17 protein-coding genes are annotated in these 19608 nt (G+C 71.6%); 10 read left to right on the forward strand and 7 right to left on the reverse strand.

The window, feature by feature from the left end; all coding sequences use genetic code 11:
- Positions 1 to 6 precede the first annotated feature (6 nt).
- Complete coding sequence (locus tag ACFWV3_RS36605; RefSeq protein ID WP_382418393.1) at positions 7 to 162, forward strand: hypothetical protein; 156 nt, start codon at positions 7 to 9, stop codon at positions 160 to 162.
- A 4-nt stretch (positions 163 to 166) separates the two neighbouring features.
- Here ACFWV3_RS36605 and ACFWV3_RS36610 read toward each other — a convergent pair whose 3' ends face one another.
- Positions 167 to 1132 carry an aldo/keto reductase gene (locus ACFWV3_RS36610; RefSeq protein ID WP_382418395.1) on the reverse strand — a complete coding sequence of 322 codons (966 nt, stop codon included), beginning with the start codon at positions 1130 to 1132 and terminating at the stop codon, positions 167 to 169.
- Positions 1133 to 1310: 178 nt separating this feature from the next.
- On the opposite strand from ACFWV3_RS36610, the gene ACFWV3_RS36615 reads away from it, so the two are divergent.
- A complete protein-coding gene (locus tag ACFWV3_RS36615) occupies positions 1311 to 2156 on the forward strand; it encodes a polyprenyl synthetase family protein (protein ID WP_382418397.1) in 846 nt (281 codons plus the stop codon).
- Here the strand turns inward: ACFWV3_RS36615 and ACFWV3_RS36620 are convergent, their stop codons facing one another.
- Positions 2157 to 3062, reverse strand: a complete 906-nt coding sequence (locus ACFWV3_RS36620) for an NADP-dependent oxidoreductase (RefSeq protein ID WP_382418399.1) — start codon at positions 3060 to 3062, stop codon at positions 2157 to 2159.
- Positions 3063 to 3201: 139 nt separating this feature from the next.
- Between ACFWV3_RS36620 and ACFWV3_RS36625 the strand changes: the two genes are divergently transcribed.
- A complete protein-coding gene (locus ACFWV3_RS36625) occupies positions 3202 to 4455 on the forward strand; it encodes a LuxR C-terminal-related transcriptional regulator (protein ID WP_382418401.1) in 1254 nt (417 codons plus the stop codon).
- On the opposite strand, the gene ACFWV3_RS36630 is transcribed toward ACFWV3_RS36625, so the two are convergent.
- Positions 4452 to 4793, reverse strand: a complete 342-nt coding sequence (locus ACFWV3_RS36630; protein WP_382418403.1) for an iron chaperone — start codon at positions 4791 to 4793, stop codon at positions 4452 to 4454. The genes ACFWV3_RS36625 and ACFWV3_RS36630 overlap by 4 nt on opposite strands.
- A gap of 123 nt (positions 4794 to 4916) precedes the next feature.
- Here ACFWV3_RS36630 and ACFWV3_RS36635 point away from each other — a divergent pair, with 123 nt between their 5' ends.
- The 4 genes from ACFWV3_RS36635 (at position 4917) to icmF (ending at position 13447) form a co-directional block, all read left to right on the forward strand.
- Entirely contained in the window at positions 4917 to 5642 is a 726-nt protein-coding gene (locus ACFWV3_RS36635) for a M50 family metallopeptidase (RefSeq protein ID WP_382418405.1), read from the forward strand.
- Between the two features lie 127 nt (positions 5643 to 5769).
- On the forward strand, positions 5770 to 9453 hold the full coding sequence (locus ACFWV3_RS36640) for a helix-turn-helix domain-containing protein (protein WP_382418407.1): 3684 nt from the start codon (positions 5770 to 5772) through the stop codon (positions 9451 to 9453).
- A 123-nt stretch (positions 9454 to 9576) separates the two neighbouring features.
- Positions 9577 to 10068 (forward strand): hypothetical protein, encoded by a 492-nt coding sequence (locus ACFWV3_RS36645; protein ID WP_382418409.1) that lies wholly within the window; start codon positions 9577 to 9579, stop codon positions 10066 to 10068.
- 157 nt (positions 10069 to 10225) lie between these two features.
- Positions 10226 to 13447: a fused isobutyryl-CoA mutase/GTPase IcmF gene (icmF, locus tag ACFWV3_RS36650; protein ID WP_382418411.1), complete on the forward strand. Its 3222-nt coding sequence runs from the start codon at positions 10226 to 10228 to the stop codon at positions 13445 to 13447.
- 3 nt (positions 13448 to 13450) lie between these two features.
- On the opposite strand, the gene ACFWV3_RS36655 is transcribed toward icmF, so the two are convergent.
- Positions 13451 to 14140: an MOSC domain-containing protein gene (locus ACFWV3_RS36655; protein ID WP_382418413.1), complete on the reverse strand. Its 690-nt coding sequence runs from the start codon at positions 14138 to 14140 to the stop codon at positions 13451 to 13453.
- On the reverse strand, positions 14137 to 14571 hold the full coding sequence (locus ACFWV3_RS36660) for a nuclear transport factor 2 family protein (RefSeq protein ID WP_382418415.1): 435 nt from the start codon (positions 14569 to 14571) through the stop codon (positions 14137 to 14139). Before ACFWV3_RS36660 ends, ACFWV3_RS36655 begins: the two co-directional genes overlap by 4 nt.
- A gap of 82 nt (positions 14572 to 14653) precedes the next feature.
- Here ACFWV3_RS36660 and ACFWV3_RS36665 point away from each other — a divergent pair, with 82 nt between their 5' ends.
- The gene (locus ACFWV3_RS36665; protein ID WP_382418417.1) at positions 14654 to 15190 is read left to right on the forward strand and encodes a CGNR zinc finger domain-containing protein; all 537 of its coding nucleotides are present in this window, start codon (positions 14654 to 14656) and stop codon (positions 15188 to 15190) included.
- Between the two features lie 111 nt (positions 15191 to 15301).
- The gene (locus tag ACFWV3_RS36670) at positions 15302 to 16459 is read left to right on the forward strand and encodes a hypothetical protein (protein WP_382418419.1); all 1158 of its coding nucleotides are present in this window, start codon (positions 15302 to 15304) and stop codon (positions 16457 to 16459) included.
- A 13-nt stretch (positions 16460 to 16472) separates the two neighbouring features.
- Here ACFWV3_RS36670 and ACFWV3_RS36675 read toward each other — a convergent pair whose 3' ends face one another.
- Complete coding sequence (locus ACFWV3_RS36675; RefSeq protein ID WP_382418421.1) at positions 16473 to 17117, reverse strand: hypothetical protein; 645 nt, start codon at positions 17115 to 17117, stop codon at positions 16473 to 16475.
- Between the two features lie 97 nt (positions 17118 to 17214).
- Here ACFWV3_RS36675 and ACFWV3_RS36680 point away from each other — a divergent pair, with 97 nt between their 5' ends.
- Positions 17215 to 18837 carry a GAF domain-containing sensor histidine kinase gene (locus tag ACFWV3_RS36680; protein WP_382418423.1) on the forward strand — a complete coding sequence of 541 codons (1623 nt, stop codon included), beginning with the start codon at positions 17215 to 17217 and terminating at the stop codon, positions 18835 to 18837.
- Here the strand turns inward: ACFWV3_RS36680 and ACFWV3_RS36685 are convergent.
- The gene (locus tag ACFWV3_RS36685) at positions 18834 to 19484 is read right to left on the reverse strand and encodes a response regulator (RefSeq protein ID WP_382418425.1); all 651 of its coding nucleotides are present in this window, start codon (positions 19482 to 19484) and stop codon (positions 18834 to 18836) included. The genes ACFWV3_RS36680 and ACFWV3_RS36685 overlap by 4 nt on opposite strands.
- Positions 19485 to 19608: the final 124 nt, after the last annotated feature.

The raw sequence follows: 19608 nt of genomic DNA on the forward strand, positions 1-19608 counted from the left end.
TGCCGCGTGAACGAGTTCAGGGACAACCTCCTCGCCCGCATCGAGCAGGCGGAGGAGGCCGTGCGCCAGGCCGAGGAACAGCAGGACGCCTACGCCGCCGACGTGCACCAGGCCGACCTCGCCAACCTGCGGAGACTGGCCGCCGAGCACGACGTGCGGTGAGCTCCTAGGAGTGCCCGGCGATGCGGTGCGGTGCGTAGGCCGCCTCGAGCGAGCCGACCTCGTCGTCGGTCAGGTCCACGTCCAGCGCCGCGACCGCGTCGTCGAGCTGCGACAGCTTGGTCACGCCGATGATCGGTGCCGTCACGACGGGGTTGCGCAGCAGCCAAGCCAGCGCGACCTGCGCCCGTGACACGCCCCGTGCCGAGGCGACCGCGGCCACCTGCTCGACGATCGCCCGGTCCGTCTCGACGTACAGGGTGGAGCCGAACTCGTCGGTCTCGGTGCGCGCGGTCGTCGCGTCCCAGTCGCGGGTGAGGCGGCCGCGGGCCAGCGGGCTCCACGGGATCACGGCGACGCCCTGGTCCGCGCACAGCGGCAGCATCTCGCGCTCCTCCTCGCGGTAGAGGAGGTTGTAGTGGTTCTGCATCGACACGAACCGCGTCCAGCCGTGCTGCCGTTGCGTGAACAACGCCTTCGCGAACTGCCAGGCGTACATGGACGACGCGCCGATGTAGCGCGCCTTGCCGGACTTCACCACGTCGTGCAGCGCTTCCAGCGTCTCCTCCAGCGGGACGGACGCGTCGAAGCGGTGGATCTGGTACAGGTCCACGTAGTCGGTGCCCAGCCGCCGCAGCGAGGCGTCGATCTCGGCGAGGATCGCCTTGCGGGACAGGCCCGCGCCGTTGGCCCCCTCGCGCATGCGGCCGTGCACCTTGGTGGCGAGCACGACGTCCTCGCGGCGGGCGAGGTCGAGCAGGGCGCGTCCGGTGATCTCCTCGGACGACCCGGCGGAGTAGACGTTCGCGGTGTCGAAGAAGTTGATCCCGGCGTCGAGCGCGGCCTTGATGAACGGCCGGGACTCCTCCTCCGGCAACGACCACGCGTGGTTGCCCCGCGATGGATCTCCGTAGCTCATCATGCCGAGACAGATCTCGGACACGTCCATGCCGGCGAGCTTGGTGTAGCGCACGGTCAGCCCCTCAGGAAAACGACGGTCACGGTCGGGTGATGGTGGCGACAACCCGTTCAACATCAACGTAGTCCGGCTCGCCGGATCGTGCCCGTAATGGACACGACAGTGGAATTCGGACCTGTGCGGTTGACCAGCGGGTTTAGCGTCGCTGTCCCGGGGTCTGAGAGGAACGCGCATGACGGTCGTCGAGCTGGTCGCTCCGCAGGAGGACGTGCTGGCGCGGGTTCGCGCCGCGGTCGAGCCGTCGGTGCGGGCCGCGCTGGAGGAGCTGCCGGACGAGACCCGCGAGGTGGTCGAGTCCGGTCTGCGGCGGCAGGACTTCTCGACGGCCGCGCTGGTGCTGCTCTCCGCCGAGGCGTGCGGCGGCGCGGACGTGACCGCCGCCGCGACCGCGCTGGAGTTCGCCTCGTTGCACGAACGCCTGCACGCGGACCTGATGACGCGGTCGCGCCGGCCGGGTGCGCGGGCGGAGTTCGGGAGGGACCGGGTGGTGTCGGCCGCCGACGCGTTGCTCTGCCTGGCCTTCGCTCGGCTCGACCAGTCCCAGGCGCTGATCCTCAACGTCGCCCTGATGTCCGTTGTGGACGGATATCTCCAGGAGATCGAGATGGGCGAACGCGACGACACCGACCTGTCCGAGCACCTCGGGGTCGCGGCCGCGAAGCACAGCGCGCTGACGGCGGCGGCGTGCCGGCTCGGTGCGCTGGCGGCGGGCGCGAGCCGGAGCCGGGCGGACCACCTGCGGGAGTTCGGCGACGACATCGGCCTGGCGCGCAAGCACGTGGACGACGTGCTCGACCAGGGGGAGGACGCCGGTGGCCTCCCGGTCGTGGCCGCGGCTGCCGGTGCGGAGGACGGGCGGGCGTGGTGCGTGCAGCAGGCGGACCTGCTGCACGCCCGTGCCCTCGGCCACCTGCGGCAGGCGGGCCTGGGGGAGGCGGAGGACCTGGCCCGCTTCGCCAGGTCCGTCACCATCGCGCGGTGCGCCCCCGTCGTCCCGGTCCAGCCGACCGGGGACTGACTACGGCCGCAGGACGAGCTTCCCGGCGGCGTGACCGGTCTCGCTCACCTCGTGCGCCTTCGCGGCGTCCGCCAGCGGCAGGCTCTGCGCGACGCGCACCGTGAGCTTGCCGTCGGCGGCGAGACGGGCGTACTCGGTGAGCCTGCCGCCGAACGGCTCGCCGCCACCGCCGCCGGAGAACGTGATGCCCTGTTCGGCCGCGGCGGCGTTCACGATGGTGATGAGCCGGTCGGTGCCGCCGCGCAGTTCGACCAGGACGTCCAGGTCCTGCCCGGCGGCGTCCAGCGCGGCGTCGACGCCCTGCGGAGCGGCCTCGCGGACCCGGTCGGCGAGCCCGTCCCCGTAGGCGACCGGGATCGCGCCCAGCGACCGCAGGTAGTCGTGGTTGCGGGGAGACGCGGTGCCGATGACCGTGGCGCCGCGGGCGACCGCGAGCTGGACGGCGACGGCGCCGACCACACCCGCTGCCCCGTGCAGCAGCACCGTGTCGCCCTCGCCGACGCCGAGCGCGTCGAGCACGCGGACCGAGGTCTCGACGGCTACGGGCAGCGCCGCGGCGAGGTCCCAGTCGAGGTCCGCGGGCTTCAGACCGAAGTCGGCGGACAGCGCGTGCTCCGCGTACGAGCCGCCGGCGGCGAAGCCCAGGACCTCGTCGCCCACCGCGACACCGGTGACGCCTTCGCCGACCTCGTCGACGACACCGGCCAGCTCCAGACCGGGGACCACCGGGAACGGCGGCGTCATCTGCGGCGGCATCCACCCGTTGCGGATCTTGTAGTCGACCGGGTTGACCCCCGCCGCCACGACCTTCAGCCGCACCTGTCCTGGCCCGGCGTGCGGCTCCTCGACCTCGTCCAGCCGCAGGACCTCGGGTCCGCCGAACTCGGTGTAGGTGATCGCCTTCATGTCCAGCTCCCGTGCTCGTTCGTCTTGGTGACATGTCAACCGTGGCCATCGGCGGACCGGAGGTGTGCCAGTCGTTCGGACAGTTCCAGCTAGCCGAAAGGCCAGCCGGCCACCCGGACGGGCGAGCTAGGCTCAGGTCATGGACCTGAAGACGGCCGTCGAGGTGATTCAGGCGCCCCTGGGCGAGACGCTGCAGCGGCTGTCGTCGGTGCTGGGCGAGACGATCCCGCACCGGGGGGTGGCGGAGCTGTCGAACTGCACCTTCGCGCCGTTCAAGTTCCGCGGCCGGTCACCCGGTGCCCAGATCACCATCGCCGACATCGACGCCCTGCGGCCGCGGGTACCGGCGACGGGCGCGTGGCAGGGCAGGGCGGTCCTGGCCGGCGTGGAGTTCCCGCTGGTGGTGCTGACGAGCGACGTCACCGAGCTGAGCTCGTTGCTGGTGCTCATCCGGGAGGACGACACGCCGCTGCCGGAGGAGGTGCTGGCTCCGGCCCACACCCTGTGGGACCTGGTGACCGCGCACTCGGAGGGCCTGCGCAACGAGGCGATCCCCGCGACGCTGGCGGTGTCGCGAGCAGCGGCCGCAGCGCGTGCCATGACCCTCTCGGACCTGGGCGACGCGCACGGCACCGCGCTGACGGCGTTGCTCGGCGTGCTGCGCGACCGCACCTTGGACGACGCCTCTGCCCGGTCGCGAGCCATCGACCTGGCCGTCACCGCACTGGCGGAGCTGCGGTCCCGCGCCGAGATCGAGCGGTCGCTGACGGAGGAGCGGGCGGGCGACGCGTTCGGCCGCCTCGCCGAGTCGTTGCGCCGGGTCCTGCGCGGCCGCGGCGTGCGACTGGACCTGGGGACACCGGGCGCCGAGGAGGGCGCGGACCGCTTCGTGCCGACCGAGGTGGCCGCGACGGCCGGCGCCGTGGTCCGGTCCGCGGTGCACGCCATGCTGGACGACCAGCGCGACGTCACCCGCGTCCACGTCACCTGGAAGGTCGTCGGCACGGCGCTGAGGGCGACCGTGCGCGACGACGGCCCCGGCACCCTGTCGTGCGGTAGCCTCGACCGCCGCCACGCCGCCGAACGCCTGGGCCCGCTCGGCGGCAAGGCCGAGGTGGACGCCGTACCGGGCTGGGGCACGACCGTGCTGATCGAGGTGCCGCTGGGCCCGCCGGAGACCCCGCGCGAAGACCCGCTGACCGTGCTGGGCGCCCGTGAGCTGGAGGTCCTGGGCCAGCTGGCCCGCGGCCGGCGCAACCGCGACATCGCGGGCGACCTGCACATCAGCGAGTCCACGGTGAAGTTCCACGTGGCGAAGATCCTGGAGAAGCTGGGCGTCGGCTCGCGCGGCGAAGCAGCCGCGCTGGCACACGAATGGGGCGCCGTCCGCTAACCGATCTCGTCCAGCCGCTGCCGGACCAGGTCGCGCACCACGTCGTCCGGCAACGGCGTGTCCGCGGTGAACCGGATCGTGCCCTTCGACAGCGAGAAACCGGCCAGCCGGTCGCGCACCGCGTCCACAGCCGCCGGGCTGAACGGGAACACGGCGAGGTGGTCCCTCGCCGCCTTGAAGCCGAGCAGCGGCTTTCCCTTGTGCCGCAACGCGGCCATGCCGTAGCTCGTGCCCTGCTCGGCGTCCGGTGCGGACTCCTCGGCGAGCGCGCGGACGCGTTGGAAGGCGGCTCGGGCCGGGGCGTCGAGGCCGGCGAAGTAGTCGTCGACGGCGGTCATGGGCGCACGCTACCCGTCCGGAGCGCGTCCGTTCGTGGTGATGTGAACCGGAGGCCGCCGCGTCGCCCGTACGGATCCGTACGATGCGCCGGACGTACCTGCGACCGTCGTGGAGCCACGGCCATGAGCGAGACCGAGTGGAGCGTCACCGCGCCGACCGGCTTGCCGGAGTCGTGGCTCGTGTCGGCGACGGGGACCGCGGCCCTGCTCCTCACCGCGACGGCGGTCGTGCCCAGGATCACCCATGTCCGTCGCGTGATGTTCCTGCTGACGGTGCTGAGCACGATCTTCCACGAGGCAGGGCACGCGCTGGCCTGCTGTGCGACCGGCGGGGGCGTGCGCGTGATCGAGATCTACACGCCCGACTCCGGCCGCACCAGCGTGTGGCACTACTCGGCGTTCTCCTCGATCGTCACCACCGCCGCCGGCTACGCGGTGCCGCCGCTCGCCGGGCTCGGTGCCGCCTCGTTGCTCAGCCGCGGCCACGCGCCGATGGTGCTGACCATCACCGTCGTGGTCATGGCGCTGGTCCTGGTGGTGACACGGGACCTGATCACGCTCGTGAGCGTCGTCGCGGTGGGCCTCGTCGCGTTCGCCGTCCTGCGCTGGGGAACGGTGGGGCTCCAGCACGGCGTCGCCTACACCGAGGCGTGGATGCTCCTTTTCGGTGAGGGCGCAGGTCTGTGGGCGCTCCTGAGCAACCGCTTCCGCGGCGCCGGGGACCCCGGATCGGACGACGCGAGCAGCCTCGCGGGCAAGACCGGCATCCCCGCCGTCCTGTGGATCGCGGCCTGGGTCGCGCTGCTCGTCTGGTCGCTGTGGAAGGCAGTCCCGCTGCTCTGGCCGTAAGAGATTCCATCCTGCGTGGCAATTATTCGCGACCCCTGGAATGCGCTCGTCCGCGTAGTCGGATTAGCCCGAACTGGCTATGGTCGCCGATGGGGAAATGAGGCGCACGTACTCGTGGGGGGTCGAAATGCCTCGACCGGAACGACCGCTGGACGCTGCCCGCGACTCGGTGCAGCACTTCGCCGCCGACCTGCGCGAGCTGCGCAGAAGCGCGGGAAAGCTGACCTACCGGCAGCTCGCCGAACGCAGTGGCTATGCCGTGTCGACCGTGGCGGAAGCGGCTGGGGGACGGCGGCTGCCCACGCTGGACGTGGCGCTCGCCTATGCGATGGCGTGCGGGGGTGACAAAGAGGAATGGGCGGCGAAATGGCAGAGCGCCTCGCTCGCCGCGACGGAGAGCAGGGCCGCGCGGTCGTCGAGCGGGGAAAGCCGGCCGCCGTACTGCGGGCTGAGCAGTTTCCGGACCGAGGACGCGGATCTCTTCTTCGGGCGTGAGCGGCTCGTGGCGGAGGTGGTCGACCGGATCGCGGCCAGGCCCGTCACGGTGGTGCTCGGGCCGTCGGGAGCGGGCAAGAGCTCGTTGCTCGCGGCCGGTGTGCTGCCGGCGTTGCGGAAGACCGGCATGAAATCGGTCGTCCTCACGCCGGGCAGCCGTCCGCTGGCGGGTCTCGCCGCGGTCGCCGAGGCGCTGCCGGACGGTGAGGTGCTGGTCGTCGTCGACCAGTTCGAGGAGCTCTACACGCTCGGTGACGCGGACGAACGGGCCGGGTTCATCGACGGGCTGCTGGCGCTCGCGGGGGAGCGGGTCCGGGTCGTGCTGGGGGTGCGCGCGGACTTCTACGGGCGGTGCGCCGAGCACGCCGGCCTGATCGACGTGTTGCGGGACAACCAGGTCCTGGTCGGGCCGATGGGGCGCGAGGAGCTGTGCGCCGCGGTGAGCAGGCCCGCGCTGGCGGTGGGGCTGTCGGTCGAACGGGCGCTGCTGGTCACCGTCGTCAACGAGGCGCAGGGGCAGGCGGGAGTGCTGCCGCTGGTGTCGCACGCGTTGCTGGAGACGTGGCGGCGACGGCGCGGTGACGTGCTGACCGCGGCCGGGTTCGCCGCGGCCGGGGGCATCAACGCCGCCGTGGCGCGCACCGCGGAGACCGCGTTCGGGGCGCTCGACCCCGCGGTGCACGGGCTGGCCGCCGAACTGCTGCTGCGGTTGCTCACCCTCGACGAAGGCACCGGGACGGCGGTCCGCCGCCGGGTCGATCTCGCCGAACTCCTCGGCGTGGCAACGGAAGCGGAGGTGGTGATCGACCGGCTGGCGTGTGCGCGGCTCGTCACCGTCGACCTGGACACCGTCGAGATCGCGCACGAGGCCGTGCTCACCGCGTGGCCGAGGCTGCGCGGGTGGATCGACGACCACCGCGACGCGTTGCGCGTCCACCGGTCCGTGGTCGAGGCGACCAGGATCTGGTCGGAGCACGGGCACGACCCCACGACGCTCGCGACCGGCGCCCGGCTCGAGCTGTTCCGCGCCTACTCCGGGTCGGACACGGCTCCGGTGCGGCTCAGCCAGGAGGAGCGCGCGTTCGTCGAGGAGAGCACCGCCCAGGTCCGCCGGGCCGAGGCCGCGGTCCGCCGGCGGTCGCGGCGGCTGCGCACGGTGACCGCGTTCGCCGTCGTCTGCGCTGTGGTCGCCGGGGTGCTCGCCGTCGTGGCCGGCAACGCCAGGACCGAGGCGTTGCAGGCGCGCAACAACGCGTTGTCACGGCAGCTCGCGCTCACCGCGGGCAAGCTGCGCGACACCGATCCCGGACTCGCGGCGCAGCTGTCGATCGCCGGGTACGGGATCGCGCGGACCACCGAAGCCAGGTCGGCGCTGCTGGAGTCGTCGGCGGAGGTGCTGCCCGCCCGGTACCTCGGCGGCGCCGGTCCGACCGCGCTGGACGCCTCCGCCGACGGGAGCGTGGTGGCGGTCAGCAACGCCACCGACGGCACCGTGCAGCTGTTCACCAGGAGCGGGCAGGGACTGAACCGCGCGCGGCGGATCGTGCCGCGGCAGTCGGCGAGCGCGGTGGTCTACGCGCTGGCGTTGTCACCGGACGGCCGGATGCTCGCGATCGGTGACAAGGACGGCACCATCACCCTCTGGAACGTCTCCGACCCGTGGAACGCCATGCCGCTCACCGGCGCGCTGAGCGCTCCTGGCGCCGTCGAACGCCTCGACGTCGACTCCGGCGGCACCGAGCTCGCGGCGGCGGCCGGCGACCGGGTCCTGCGGTGGAGCATCAGCGACCCGGCGAACCCGGCGCCATTGTCACCCCTGCTCGCGTCCTCCACGACCAAGACCGTCACCTACGGCAGCGGCGGCCTGATCGCGTTCGGCACCGAAGCGGGCACCGTGCACCTGTGGAGCACCGACGGGACCGAACTGGCGGTGCTCACCACCGGAGGAGGAGCGGTTCCGGCCGTGTCGATCTCGCCGGACGGCCGCACGCTCGTGGCCGGCGCGCACGACCGCTCGCTCCAGTCGTGGGACATCTCCTCACCGCGCACGCCCACGCCGCTGCGGCAGCCCACCGCGCTGTTCGACCTCAAGATCACCACCACGGCGTTCAGCCCGGACGGCCGCTACCTGGTCGCGGGCAGCGCCGACGCCACGATCCGCGTCCTCGACGCCGCCACCTGGACGACGGTGCAGACGCTGCCGCACCCCGACGTGGTCAGCTGGGCCACCTTCACCGACGACGGCGCGTCCATCGCCTCGGCGGCCAGCGACGGCGCGCTGCGGGTGTGGCCGCTGTCCCCGACGAAGCGCGCGGACGCCTCGATCGGGGACACGCCGTTCAGCGACGACGGCAGACGACTGGCCGTCTTCGCCGAGGGCAGCGCGTCGGTCTGGGACACCTCGACGGCGATGACACCGCTGGCCACGACGTCCGATCCCACGTTCAGCGGCGCCGGTGACCTCTCCGGCGACGGCACCCTGCTCGCCGCCGGCACGACCGGGGGCGAGGTCCACCTGCTCGACGTCACCGACCCGCTCCACCCACGCCCGCGCGCCCAGCTCGGCGGGTCCAGGTCCGAGGTCACGGCGGTGGCGTTCAGCCCGGACGGCACGATGCTCGCCGCGGCGGGCCGCGACTCGTCGATCCGGCTCTGGCACCTCGCCGACGTCGCGCACCCGCGCCTGGCCGCCGTCCTCGACGCCCCGGAGGACCTCGTGCTGGACCTCGACTGGCACCCGTCCGGGAAGGTCCTCGCCGCGGCGAGCGGCGACAGCGTCGTCTACCTGTTCGACGTCACCGGCACGCCCAGGCTGTCGGCCCGGCTCGAAGGCCTCGACAGCTACGCCTACAGCGCCGCCTTCACCCCCGACGGCACCGTGCTGGCCGTCGCGGGCGTCGACAGCGTCGTCGTCCTGTGGGACGTGCGCGACCTCACCGCGCCCCGCCGGATCGGCCGGCCCCTCAGCGGCCCCACCGGACGCATCTTCGAGCTCTCCTTCCACCCGCACGGCGACGTGCTCGCCGCCGCGGTCATCGACGGCTCCACCTGGCTGTGGGACGTCGCCGACCCAGCGCACCCGACGAGGAAGGCAGTGCTGTCCGCCGCGAGTTCGCCGGTCAACACCGCCGTCTTCCGGCCCACCGGAGACCTCCTGCTGACCGGTGGCGGCGACCGGACGCTGCGCGCGTTCCGGACCGACGACGACGCGGTGACCTCCGCCGTGTGCCGCGGCGCGGGGGATCCGCTCACCGAACACGAATGGCACACCTACGTGCCGGAACTCCCGTACACCCGGCTTTGTTCGACCGCCTGACCTGGGGTTTGTTCGTGACCCGGGTTGTCCACGGGCGGGTTTTCCGGGCTGGCTCCGGGTTACCGGACAACGCGCCGCTCCGTAGACCTGGTCGGGCAAGTCCGTCCGACCAGAGGGGGAACGATGCTGAAACGACAGTTCGCGTTGGTGGTGGCGGTGGTGGTCGCCGCGCTCTTCGGCGTGCTGAGTCCAGGCGCCGCCGTGGCCGAGCCCGAACCCGCACCGGTGGCCGCGGATCTCACGGCGGCCGCCTCGCCGCAGTGCTCCGGCACCGAGGGCTGGGGCAAGATCCGCTACCAGGTGTGCATCCGGTGGAACTGCGACAGCACGTCGTGCCTGTCCCGCGGCTACCTCGGCGTGATCAACAACGCCACCAGCGCGCGCACGGTGAACTGGCGGCTCTACACCTCCAGCGACTCGAACGGTGACCAGGCCGTGCTGGACGACACGGGCACCGTCACGCTCGCGGCGGCCGAGCAGCAGACGATCTTCGCCGACCTCCCGGCGTGGCGCTCGCCGTGCGACTGGTTCAACAGCGAGTGGCTGCAGGTCCAGTACGACAGCGCCGGCTGGAGCCCGTTGATCAGGGTGAAGGTCTTCACGTCCTGCGTGTGACCTGGCGTGGACAGCGGACCGCATGGGGGTCGGCCCGCTGTCCACCGGGACTCCACCCGCCTGCCCGAACCTCGGCGCAGGCCCTTCTTCCTGCTCGATCCAGAGACCTGGACCACGCTCGGTTGCACGTCCAATAGTAGGAAGTCAAACTATTCTCATGACGACGTCGTCCCCCGCGCCCGCGTTGCACAAGCCGGTGAACCCGGTTCGCTTCGTGACCGCGTCCAGCCTGTTCGACGGCCACGACGCGGCCATCAACATCATGCGGCGCATCCTGCAGTCGCAGGGCGCGGAGGTCATCCACCTCGGCCACAACCGGTCGGTGGCGGAGGTCGTCGACGCCGCGATCCAGGAGGACGCGCAGGGCATCGCCATCAGCGCGTACCAGGGCGGGCACGTCGAGTACTTCTCGTACCTCGTGGAGCTGCTGAACGAGCGCGGCGCCGGGCACATCCGCGTCTACGGCGGCGGTGGCGGCGTCATCGTCCCCGAGGAGATCGAGCTGCTGCACTCGCGCGGCGTCGCGCGGATCTTCTCACCGCAGGACGGGCAGTCGCTGGGGCTCGCGCGGATGATCAACCTGATGATCGAGGAGTGCGACCACGCGCTCACCGGGCCGTTCAGCCACGACGCGCTGCTGACGGGGTCCGACGAGGCCCTGGCGCGCGCGATCACGCACATCGAGGCCGGCACCGCCGAGACCCTGGAGACGACCCGCAAGGTGCCGGTCCTGGGCATCACGGGCACCGGCGGCTCCGGCAAGTCGTCGCTGACCGACGAGCTGGTGCGCCGCTTCCGGCTCGACCAGCAGGACAAGCTGCGCATCGCCGTGCTCGCCGTCGACCCGACGCGCCGCCGTGGTGGTGGAGCGCTCCTCGGCGACCGCATCCGGATGAACTGCCTCGACGGCGACCGCGTGTTCTTCCGCTCGCTGGCCACGCGCCGTGCGGGCAGCGAGATCCCGGACGGCCTGGAGCAGTCCATCGTGGCGTGCAAGGCGTCCGGCGCGGACCTGGTCATCGTCGAGACGCCCGGCATCGGTCAGGGCGACGCGGCGATCGTGCCGTTCGTCGACTTCTCGCTGTACGTGATGACGCCGGAGTTCGGTGCCGCGTCCCAGCTCGAGAAGATCGACATGCTCGACTACGCCGACGCCGTCGCGATCAACAAGTTCGAGCGCCGCGGTGCCGAGGACGCGCGCCGCGACGTGGCACGGCAGATGGTCCGCAACCGCGAGGCGTTCGGCGCCAGGTGGGAGGACATGCCGGTCTTCGGCACGTCCGCCGCGACGTTCAACGACGACGGTGTGACCGCGCTCTACCAGTTCCTGCGCGACGGCCTGGTCGAGCACGGGCTCTCGGTGGAGGAAGGCGCGCTCGCCACCGTCGCCGGCAAGACCTCGACGTCCGCGTCCACGGTCGTGCCCGCCTCCCGCGCGCGGTACCTCAGCGACATCTCCGACACCGTGCGCGGCTACCACCGCAGGACCGAGGAGCAGGTCGCCGCGGTCCGCACGCACACCCAGCTCACCGCAGCGCAGAAGGCGTTGGAGGCCGCGAGCAAGGGCGTCGCGGACATCTCGGAGCTCACGGACGCCGCCCAGCGCAAGGTCGACCGCGACACCGCGGATCTCCTGGGCGGCTGGGAGGCCACGCGCGAGCAGTACTCGGGCGACGAGCTCGTGTTCAAGGTGCGGGACAAGGAGATCCGCACCAAGCTGACGCGGGAGACGTTGTCCGGCAACCAGGTCCGCCGCGTGAGCCTGCCCCGCTACGACGACGAGGGCTCGCTGCTGCGGTTCCTGCGCAAGGAGAACCTGCCGGGCTTCTTCCCGTACACCGCGGGCGTCTTCCCGTTCAAGCGCGAGGGCGAGGACCCGGCGCGCATGTTCGCGGGCGAGGGCGACGCGTTCCGCACCAACCGCCGCTTCAAGTACCTGTCGAAGGGCAACCCGGCCACCCGCCTGTCGACGGCGTTCGACTCGGTGACGCTCTACGGCCGCGACCCCGACACCCCGCCGGACGTCTACGGCAAGATCGGCACGTCCGGCGTCTCGATCGCGTCGCTCGACGACATGAAGGCGCTCTACGACGGCTTCGACCTCGTGGCGCCCACGACGTCGGTGTCGATGACGATCAACGGCCCGGCGCCCACGATCCTCGCCTACTTCCTGAACACCGTGATCGACCAGCAGGTCGCGGCGTTCGTGGAGAAGGAGGGCCGGGAGCCGGTGGGGGAGGAGCACGCGCGGATCAAGGCGTTCGCGCTGGCCAACGTCCGCGGCACCGTGCAGGCCGACATCCTCAAGGAGGACCAGGGCCAGAACACCTGCATCTTCTCCACGGAGTTCTCGCTGCGCATGATGGCGGACATCCAGGAGTGGTTCATCCAGCAGCAGGTGCGCAACTTCTACTCGGTGTCGATCTCGGGCTACCACATCGCCGAGGCCGGGGCGAACCCCATCAGCCAGCTCGCCTTCACGCTCGCCAACGGCTTCACCTACGTCGAGTCGTACCTGGCGCGCGGCATGAACATCGACGACTTCGCGCCGAACCTGTCGTTCTTCTTCTCCAACGGCATGGACGCCGAGTACAGCGTCATCGGCCGCGTCGCCCGCCGCATCTGGGCCGTGGCCATGCGCGACCGCTACGGCGCCGCGGAGCGTTCGCAGAAGTTCAAGTACCACGTGCAGACCTCGGGCCGCTCGCTGCACGCGCAGGAGATGGACTTCAACGACATCCGCACGACCCTGCAGGCGTTGTGCGCCCTGTACGACAACTGCAACTCCTTGCACACCAACGCCTACGACGAGGCGATCACCACCCCCACGGAGTCGTCCGTCCGCCGCGCGATGGCGATCCAGATGATCATCAACAAGGAGTGGGGCCTGTCCGCGAACGAGAACCCGTTGCAGGGCTCGTTCGTCATCGACGAGCTGACCGACCTCGTCGAAGAGGCCGTCCTGATGGAGTTCGACCGCATCTCCGAACGCGGCGGCGTGCTCGGCGCGATGGAGACGGGCTACCAGCGCGGCCGCATCCAGGACGAGTCGATGCTCTACGAACAGCGCAAGCACGACGGCTCGCTGCCGCTGGTCGGCGTCAACACCTTCCTGCCGGAGGACGGCACGCGCGAGGTCGTGAAGATCGAGCTCGCCCGTGCCACCGAGGAGGAGAAGGAGTCGCAGGTCGACCGCACGCGCGCGTTCCAGGCGGCGCACCGCGACGAGGCACAGAAGGCGCTCGCCCGGTTGCGCGAGGTCGCGCAGACGAACGAGAACGTGTTCGCGGTGCTGATGGACGCGGCGCGGGTGTGCACGCTCGGCCAGATCACCGAGGCGTTCTTCGAGGTGGGCGGGCAGTACCGCCGCAACATCTAGGCCTCAGACGGCGTACGGCCGGCCGACGATCCACCCGCCCACGTGGCCGGGCAGCTCGTCGGTCGGCACCACCTCCACCGGGTCGCCGACCGCCACCACGCCCGGCCGCACCACCCAGCTGTCCAGGCACAGCACGCCGCCGAACTCGCGGCGGATCCGCCGGTGCACGTCGAGATCCTGCGCCCCGGTGTCGGGGTCGATCGTCGTCACCACGCACCGGGCGCGCTTCTGGAGCATCCCGATCACCACGTCGCCGACGACCAGCGCGTGCGCCGGCCAGCTGTCTTCTTCTCCTGCCGCCACGCCGCCGATCAGGATGTTGGGCCGCAGCCGGCGCACGTCGACACCCGCCGCCGCGACCTGCCCGTCCGTCGCGACGAGGACGTTCAGCACGTCGAACCGCTCCGGCCCGGAGTAGCGGGTCAGCCTGCCGCCGAACGGCAGCACTTTCTCGTGTGCCTGCCAGCTGTCCCAGGGATGCCCGTCGACCAGCGGCCCGTCAGGTCCGGTGCCCGCGGGGATCGTGAGCAGCCCGTACCGCGTGCGCCCGGTCAGCACCCCGCGCGGACCCTGCACGTGCACCAGCCGATCGCCTGCCACGCCGTCGGACGTGAACTCGGCTTCCTGGAGCGGTTCGCCGCCCAGCGACTTCACGGGATAGCGCCACAACGCCTCGACGTGCACGGCAATCATTCCGTCGGGATCTCGTGGGTGGACGCGGGGTCGATGCGCCGGTCGGCCTCGGCGATCCGCACGTCGTTGATGCTCGCCTCGCGCCGCGACATCAGCCCCGACTCGGCGAACTCCCAGTTCTCGTTGCCGTAGCTGCGCCACCACTGGCCCTCGTCGTCGTGCCACTCGTACTGGAAGCGCACGGCGATGCGGTTGCCGCCGAAGACCCACAGCGACTTGCGCAGCACGTACTCGTGTTCGCGCTCCCACTTGCGGGTCAGGAACGCGACGATCTCGTCGGTGCCGCGGACGAACTCCGACCTGTTGCGCCACACCGAGTCCGGTGTGTAGGCGCCGGCGACGCGCTGCGGGTCCCGGGTGTTCCAGGCGTCCTGCGCGGCCTGGACCTTGAGGCGGGCGGTCTCCTCGTCGAACGGGGGCACGAGCTTCACGTCGGATCCTTCCCACGGTGGGGTGACGCTCCAGACGTTAGAACGAGTCTCTAACGGATGCAAGCGTGTGTTACCGTTAGACGTGCTGACGCCCGACGAACCCCGTCCGGTCCTGCTGATGAACACCGTCTGGGCCAGCAGGTCGCGGCTCCACGACGACCTGACCACCGTCAGTGGGCTTCGCGACTTCCTGGGCGTGCCGGCCGGCGAGGACGACCTGGTGGCGTTCCGCGCGTTGCGGCAGGCGTTGAGGGACCTCGCGGGCGTGCTCACCGAGGACACGCGGCCGATCGCCCAGGACCGCGACCTCGGCCGCGCGGTGGCCGAGGTCAACCGCGCGGCGCGGAGTTCCCCGCGATGGCCGCAGCTCGCCGTGCGAGACGGGGAACTGTTGCGGCACAACGAAAGCGAAGGCTCACCGGCGGACGCGGAACGGGCGTCGATCGCCGCGGAGGCCGTCGACCTGTTCACCGGTGAGGACCGGGTCCTGCTGCGAGCCTGTCACGCGCCGGGCTGCGTGCTGTACTTCGTGAAGGACCACCCGCGCCGCGAATGGTGCTCGCCGTCGTGCGGCAACCGGGTCCGCGCCGCGCGCCACTACCGGCGCAACCGGGGGTGAATCCCCTGGTCCGAACGGGTTTTCCTGATCGCCGAGGCTACACATGAGCCGCCGTCGTTCCGATAACCCGGGCGTAGAGGCGCATCTTTTTTCGTGTGGTGGTGATCCGCGATGTCCCGAGAATCCGTGCCAGGCCACGACATCAGCTATCACCTCGTCTGTTTCGACGAGACCGGCAACGAGCGGGGACGCGACAGCGCGGACGTCTTGTACGACGCCCGGCGCGGTGTCACCGACGTGTTCTTCTTCATCCACGGGTGGAACGGCGACGTGCCGGCCGCCCGGCAGCAGTACGGGCAGTGGGTCGCGACGATGGCCGACTGCCGCGCCGAACGCGAGGCGGCGCACCGCCTTCCCGGCGGCTTCCAGGCTTTGCTCGTCGGCCTGCACTGGCCGTCGAAGGCCTGGGGCGACGAGGACGTGCGGTCGGACGAGTTCATCAAGGCGCAGGCGAACAGGCTCGGCGGCGGCGCCGGGCGCACGGCCGCCGTCCGCGCGATCGTGGAGGCGGCGCGGGAGCACCCGTGCCGGATGTCTCCGGCGGTCAAACAGGCCTACGACTACCTGGAGGGCTCGGTCCCCGACCTGCCGGGCGAGGACGGGTCGGCGTTCGACGCCGCGCAGCTCTACCGGGCCTGCCTGGAGGACCCGGCGCTGGGCGGAATCCTGTCCCCGCTGCGGATCCTGACGTTCTGGAAGATGAAACGGCGCGCGCGGGTGTTCGGTGAGAGCGGTGCCGCGCGGGTCGCCCGGGAGGTCGCCCAGGCCGCTCCGACGGCTCGCATCCACCTGATGGGCCACAGCTTCGGCTGCATCACGGCGACCGCCATGGCGAACGTGGTGCCCGCCGCGACGCTCACCCTGGTGCAGGGCGCGATGTCGCTGTGGTCGTTCGCGGAACGGCTGCCCGGCGAACCGGGGTCCGGCTACTTCCGGGGAGTGCTCGGCCGCGTGCCGGGCCCGATCATCGTGACGACGTCGTCGAACGACTACGCCATCGGCCGGTTCTACCCGCTGGCCGCGCGGTCGGGCCGGCAGGTCGACCTCGACGAGTACCCGAAGTACGGCGGCATCGGCTCGCACGGCGTGCAGGGCACCTACGCCCACGGCCACCAGATCGGCTCGCCCGGTGAGCTGACCAGGGGACAGGTGCACAACGTCGACTGCACGTCGGTGATCCGCCGCATCGACGGCATCGCCGGGGCGCACAACGACATCTGCCACCCGGAGCTGGCGAGGCTGCTGTGGAGGGCGGTGATGTCGCGCTAGAGGTCCACAGTGGTCAGCCGAGCCGCAGCACCATCTGCGGTACCAGCGTGTTGCCGAGGTAGGGGCGCAGGTCCGCGCGCAACGCCGACAGGCTCACGGGGTCGAGCGCGGGCGCGACCGAGATCCCGACCGTCCCCGCCGTGAGCACCACGCGTTGCATGGCCTGTCCCGCCCGGATCTCCGCGGCGGCACCCTGGTTGAACGTGCACAGCACCAGCTCGTCGCCGCTGCGCACGTGCACCCACGCCCGTTCGACCTCGGCAGCCCGCGACAGCAGCCCGCGCCACGAGGCGAGCTCCGGGAACGTCGTCCACGTGCGACGGTTCGTGCGCAACGCGTGCAGCAACGCCAGCACGTCCGGTTCCGGCTCCTGGTACCCGCCGAGCCGCACCGCCGCGGCGGCGTCGGCGGCGCTCTGGCCGGGCAGCAACGTCACGAGTGGACGGATGCCGTGGCCCTGCAGCGCCAGCCGGACGTTGAGCAGTGCCACCCCGCACGCGACCCGCGTCTCCCGGCTGTGCGGGGTGGTGGTGTGCAGCTCGATCTGCTCGGGCCGCACCTCGAACCGCACCCCGGGAGCCGCTGCCCTCGCGAGGGCCAGGACGCCGCGCACGTCCTCACCCGCGAGTCCCAGCGAGTCGGGTACGGCGATCGTCATGGTCACACTGTGCGGGGGTCCAGACCATCCGGCCACGGTCAAAGGTCCTCAATCGGCAGGGCCGTGCGATGTCCGGAAGTGTGTCAATCTTGTCATCGTGCCTGACACGCCCGGTCGCCGTGACCTCGAAGAGCTGCTCGACGAGGTGCGCGGCCGCATGGACGAGATCGTCACCACCCGTGACCACATGCAGGAGCTGCTCGGCGCCGTCCTCGCGGTCGCGTCCGGCCTGGAGCTGGAGCCGACGCTGCAACGCATCGTGCAGGCCGCCGTCGACCTGGTCGGCGCCCGCTACGGGGCGCTCGGCGTGCTCGGCACCCGCGACGACCTGTCCCAGTTCGTGCACGTCGGCGTGGACGACGAGACGCGTGCCGTCATGGGGCACCTGCCCGCGGGCAAGGGGCTGCTCGGGCTGCTCATCAAGGACCCGACGCCGCTGCGGCTGAGCGACCTGTCCCGGCACGAGATGTCGGTCGGCTTCCCGCCCAACCACCCGCCGATGCACAGCTTCCTGGGCGTGCCGGTGCGCGTGCGCGACGAGGTGTTCGGCAACCTCTACATGACCGAGAAGATCGGCGCCGCCGAGTTCACCGCGGACGACGAGGCCGTGCTGCAGGCGCTCGCGGCGGCCGCCGGCATCGCGATCGAGAACGCCCGGCTGTTCGAGCGGTCACGGCTGCGCGAGCGGTGGCTGGAGGCCATCGGCGAGGTCAACTCGGAGCTGCTCGGCGGCGCCTCCGGCGAGTACGCGCTGCGCCTGATCACCCAGCGGACCCTGGAGCTGGCCGGTGCCGACGCCGCGCTCGTCGTGCTCGGCGACGGTCAGGACGCGCCGTTGTCGGTGGCGGCGAACGCGGGCGTGAAGATCGACGACTTCGACGCGCGCGACTACGCCGTCGACGAGGTGGTCCGGTCGGGGGTCCCGTTGCTGGTGGACGACCTGCGGTCGGCGTTCGGCCCCGCGCTGGCCGTGCCGTTGCGCTCCGGCCCGGTGGTCACGGGCGCGCTGGTGGTGCTGCGCGAGGCCGGCGGGACGCGGTTCCTGCCCGACCAGGTGCCGGTGCTGGCGTCGTTCGCCGACCAGGCCGCCGTCGCGCTGGAGTTCGCCGAGCAGCAGCGCTCACAGCGCCTCCTGGACGTGCTGGAGGACCGCGACCGCATCGCCCGCGACCTGCACGACCACGTCATCCAGCGGCTGTTCGTCACCGGCCTGACGCTGCAGGCGACCATGCGCCGCGTCACCGACCCCGAGGTCGCCGCGCGCCTGCAGACCGCCGTCGAGCAGCTCGACGAGACGGTCCGCGAGATCCGCACGTCGATCTTCGACCTGCACTCGACGGACAACACGTCGCTGCGCCGCCGCCTGCTCGACCTGGTGGCGGGCCTGACCGAGGCGACGCACCTGAAGCCGGCCATCCGCATGTCCGGCACCGTCGACAACTCGGTGCCACCGGAGCTCGCCGAACACGTCGAGGCCGTCGTGCGCGAAGCCGTCACGAACGCCGTGCGGCACGCTCAGGCGACCGAGCTGCTCGTGCTGATCGACGCGGGCGAGGACATCGTGATCACCGTGCAGGACAACGGGATCGGGGTGCCGGTCGCCTCCTCGCGCAGCGGCCTGCGCAACCTGGCCCACCGCGCGGAGAAGTTCGGCGGCACGTTCACGGTGAGGGCGGGCGAGGACGGCGGCGCGTGCCTGGTGTGGCGAGTGCCTCTCTAGCGGGGCTTCTCGCCGTCCTTGCGGAACTGCGACGCGAACACGGCGGCCTGGGTGCGGCGCTGCATGCCGAGCTTCGCCAGCAGGTGCGAGACGTAGTTCTTGACCGTCTTCTCCGCGAGGAACATCCGCTCGGCGATCTGCCGGTTCGTCAGGCCCTCGCCGATGAGGTCGAGCACCGTGCGCTCCTGCTCGCTGAGCATGCGCAGCGGGTCGCCCTCCTCGCGTTCCCGGCGGATCCTGTTGAGCAGGGCCGACGTCGTGCGAGCGTCCAACAGGGACTGTCCTGCCGCGACGGTGCGCACGGCGTTGACGAGGTCGGCGCCCAGGATCTGCTTGAGCACGAACCCGGAGGCGCCCGCCATGATCGCGTCGAACAGGGCCTCGTCGTCCGCGAAGCTGGTCAGCATCAGGCACTGCAGGCCGGGCAGCCGGCTGCGCAGGTCGCGGCACAGCTCGATGCCGTTGCCGTCGGGCAGCCTGATGTCGAGCACCGCCACGTCGGCCTGGGCGCCCGGCACCTTGGCCAGGGCCTCCGCGACCGATGCGGCGTCGCCGACCACCTCGAGATCGGACTCCTCGCCGAGCAGGTCCGCGATGCCGCGGCGGACGATCTCGTGGTCGTCGACGAGGAACACGCGCGTCGCCATGGGGGTCACGGTAGCCCAAGGACCCCTTCCCGAGTGGCCCAACAGCACGCGCCGCGCTAGGCCGATCGGGCGTCATTCGAGGCCACGTGAACGCGAAAGCCCGGGCCGCTCCCAGAGCGCCCGG

The organism is Lentzea sp. NPDC059081, from assembly GCF_042738015.1.
Taxonomy (GTDB): Bacteria; Actinomycetota; Actinomycetes; order Mycobacteriales; family Pseudonocardiaceae; genus Lentzea.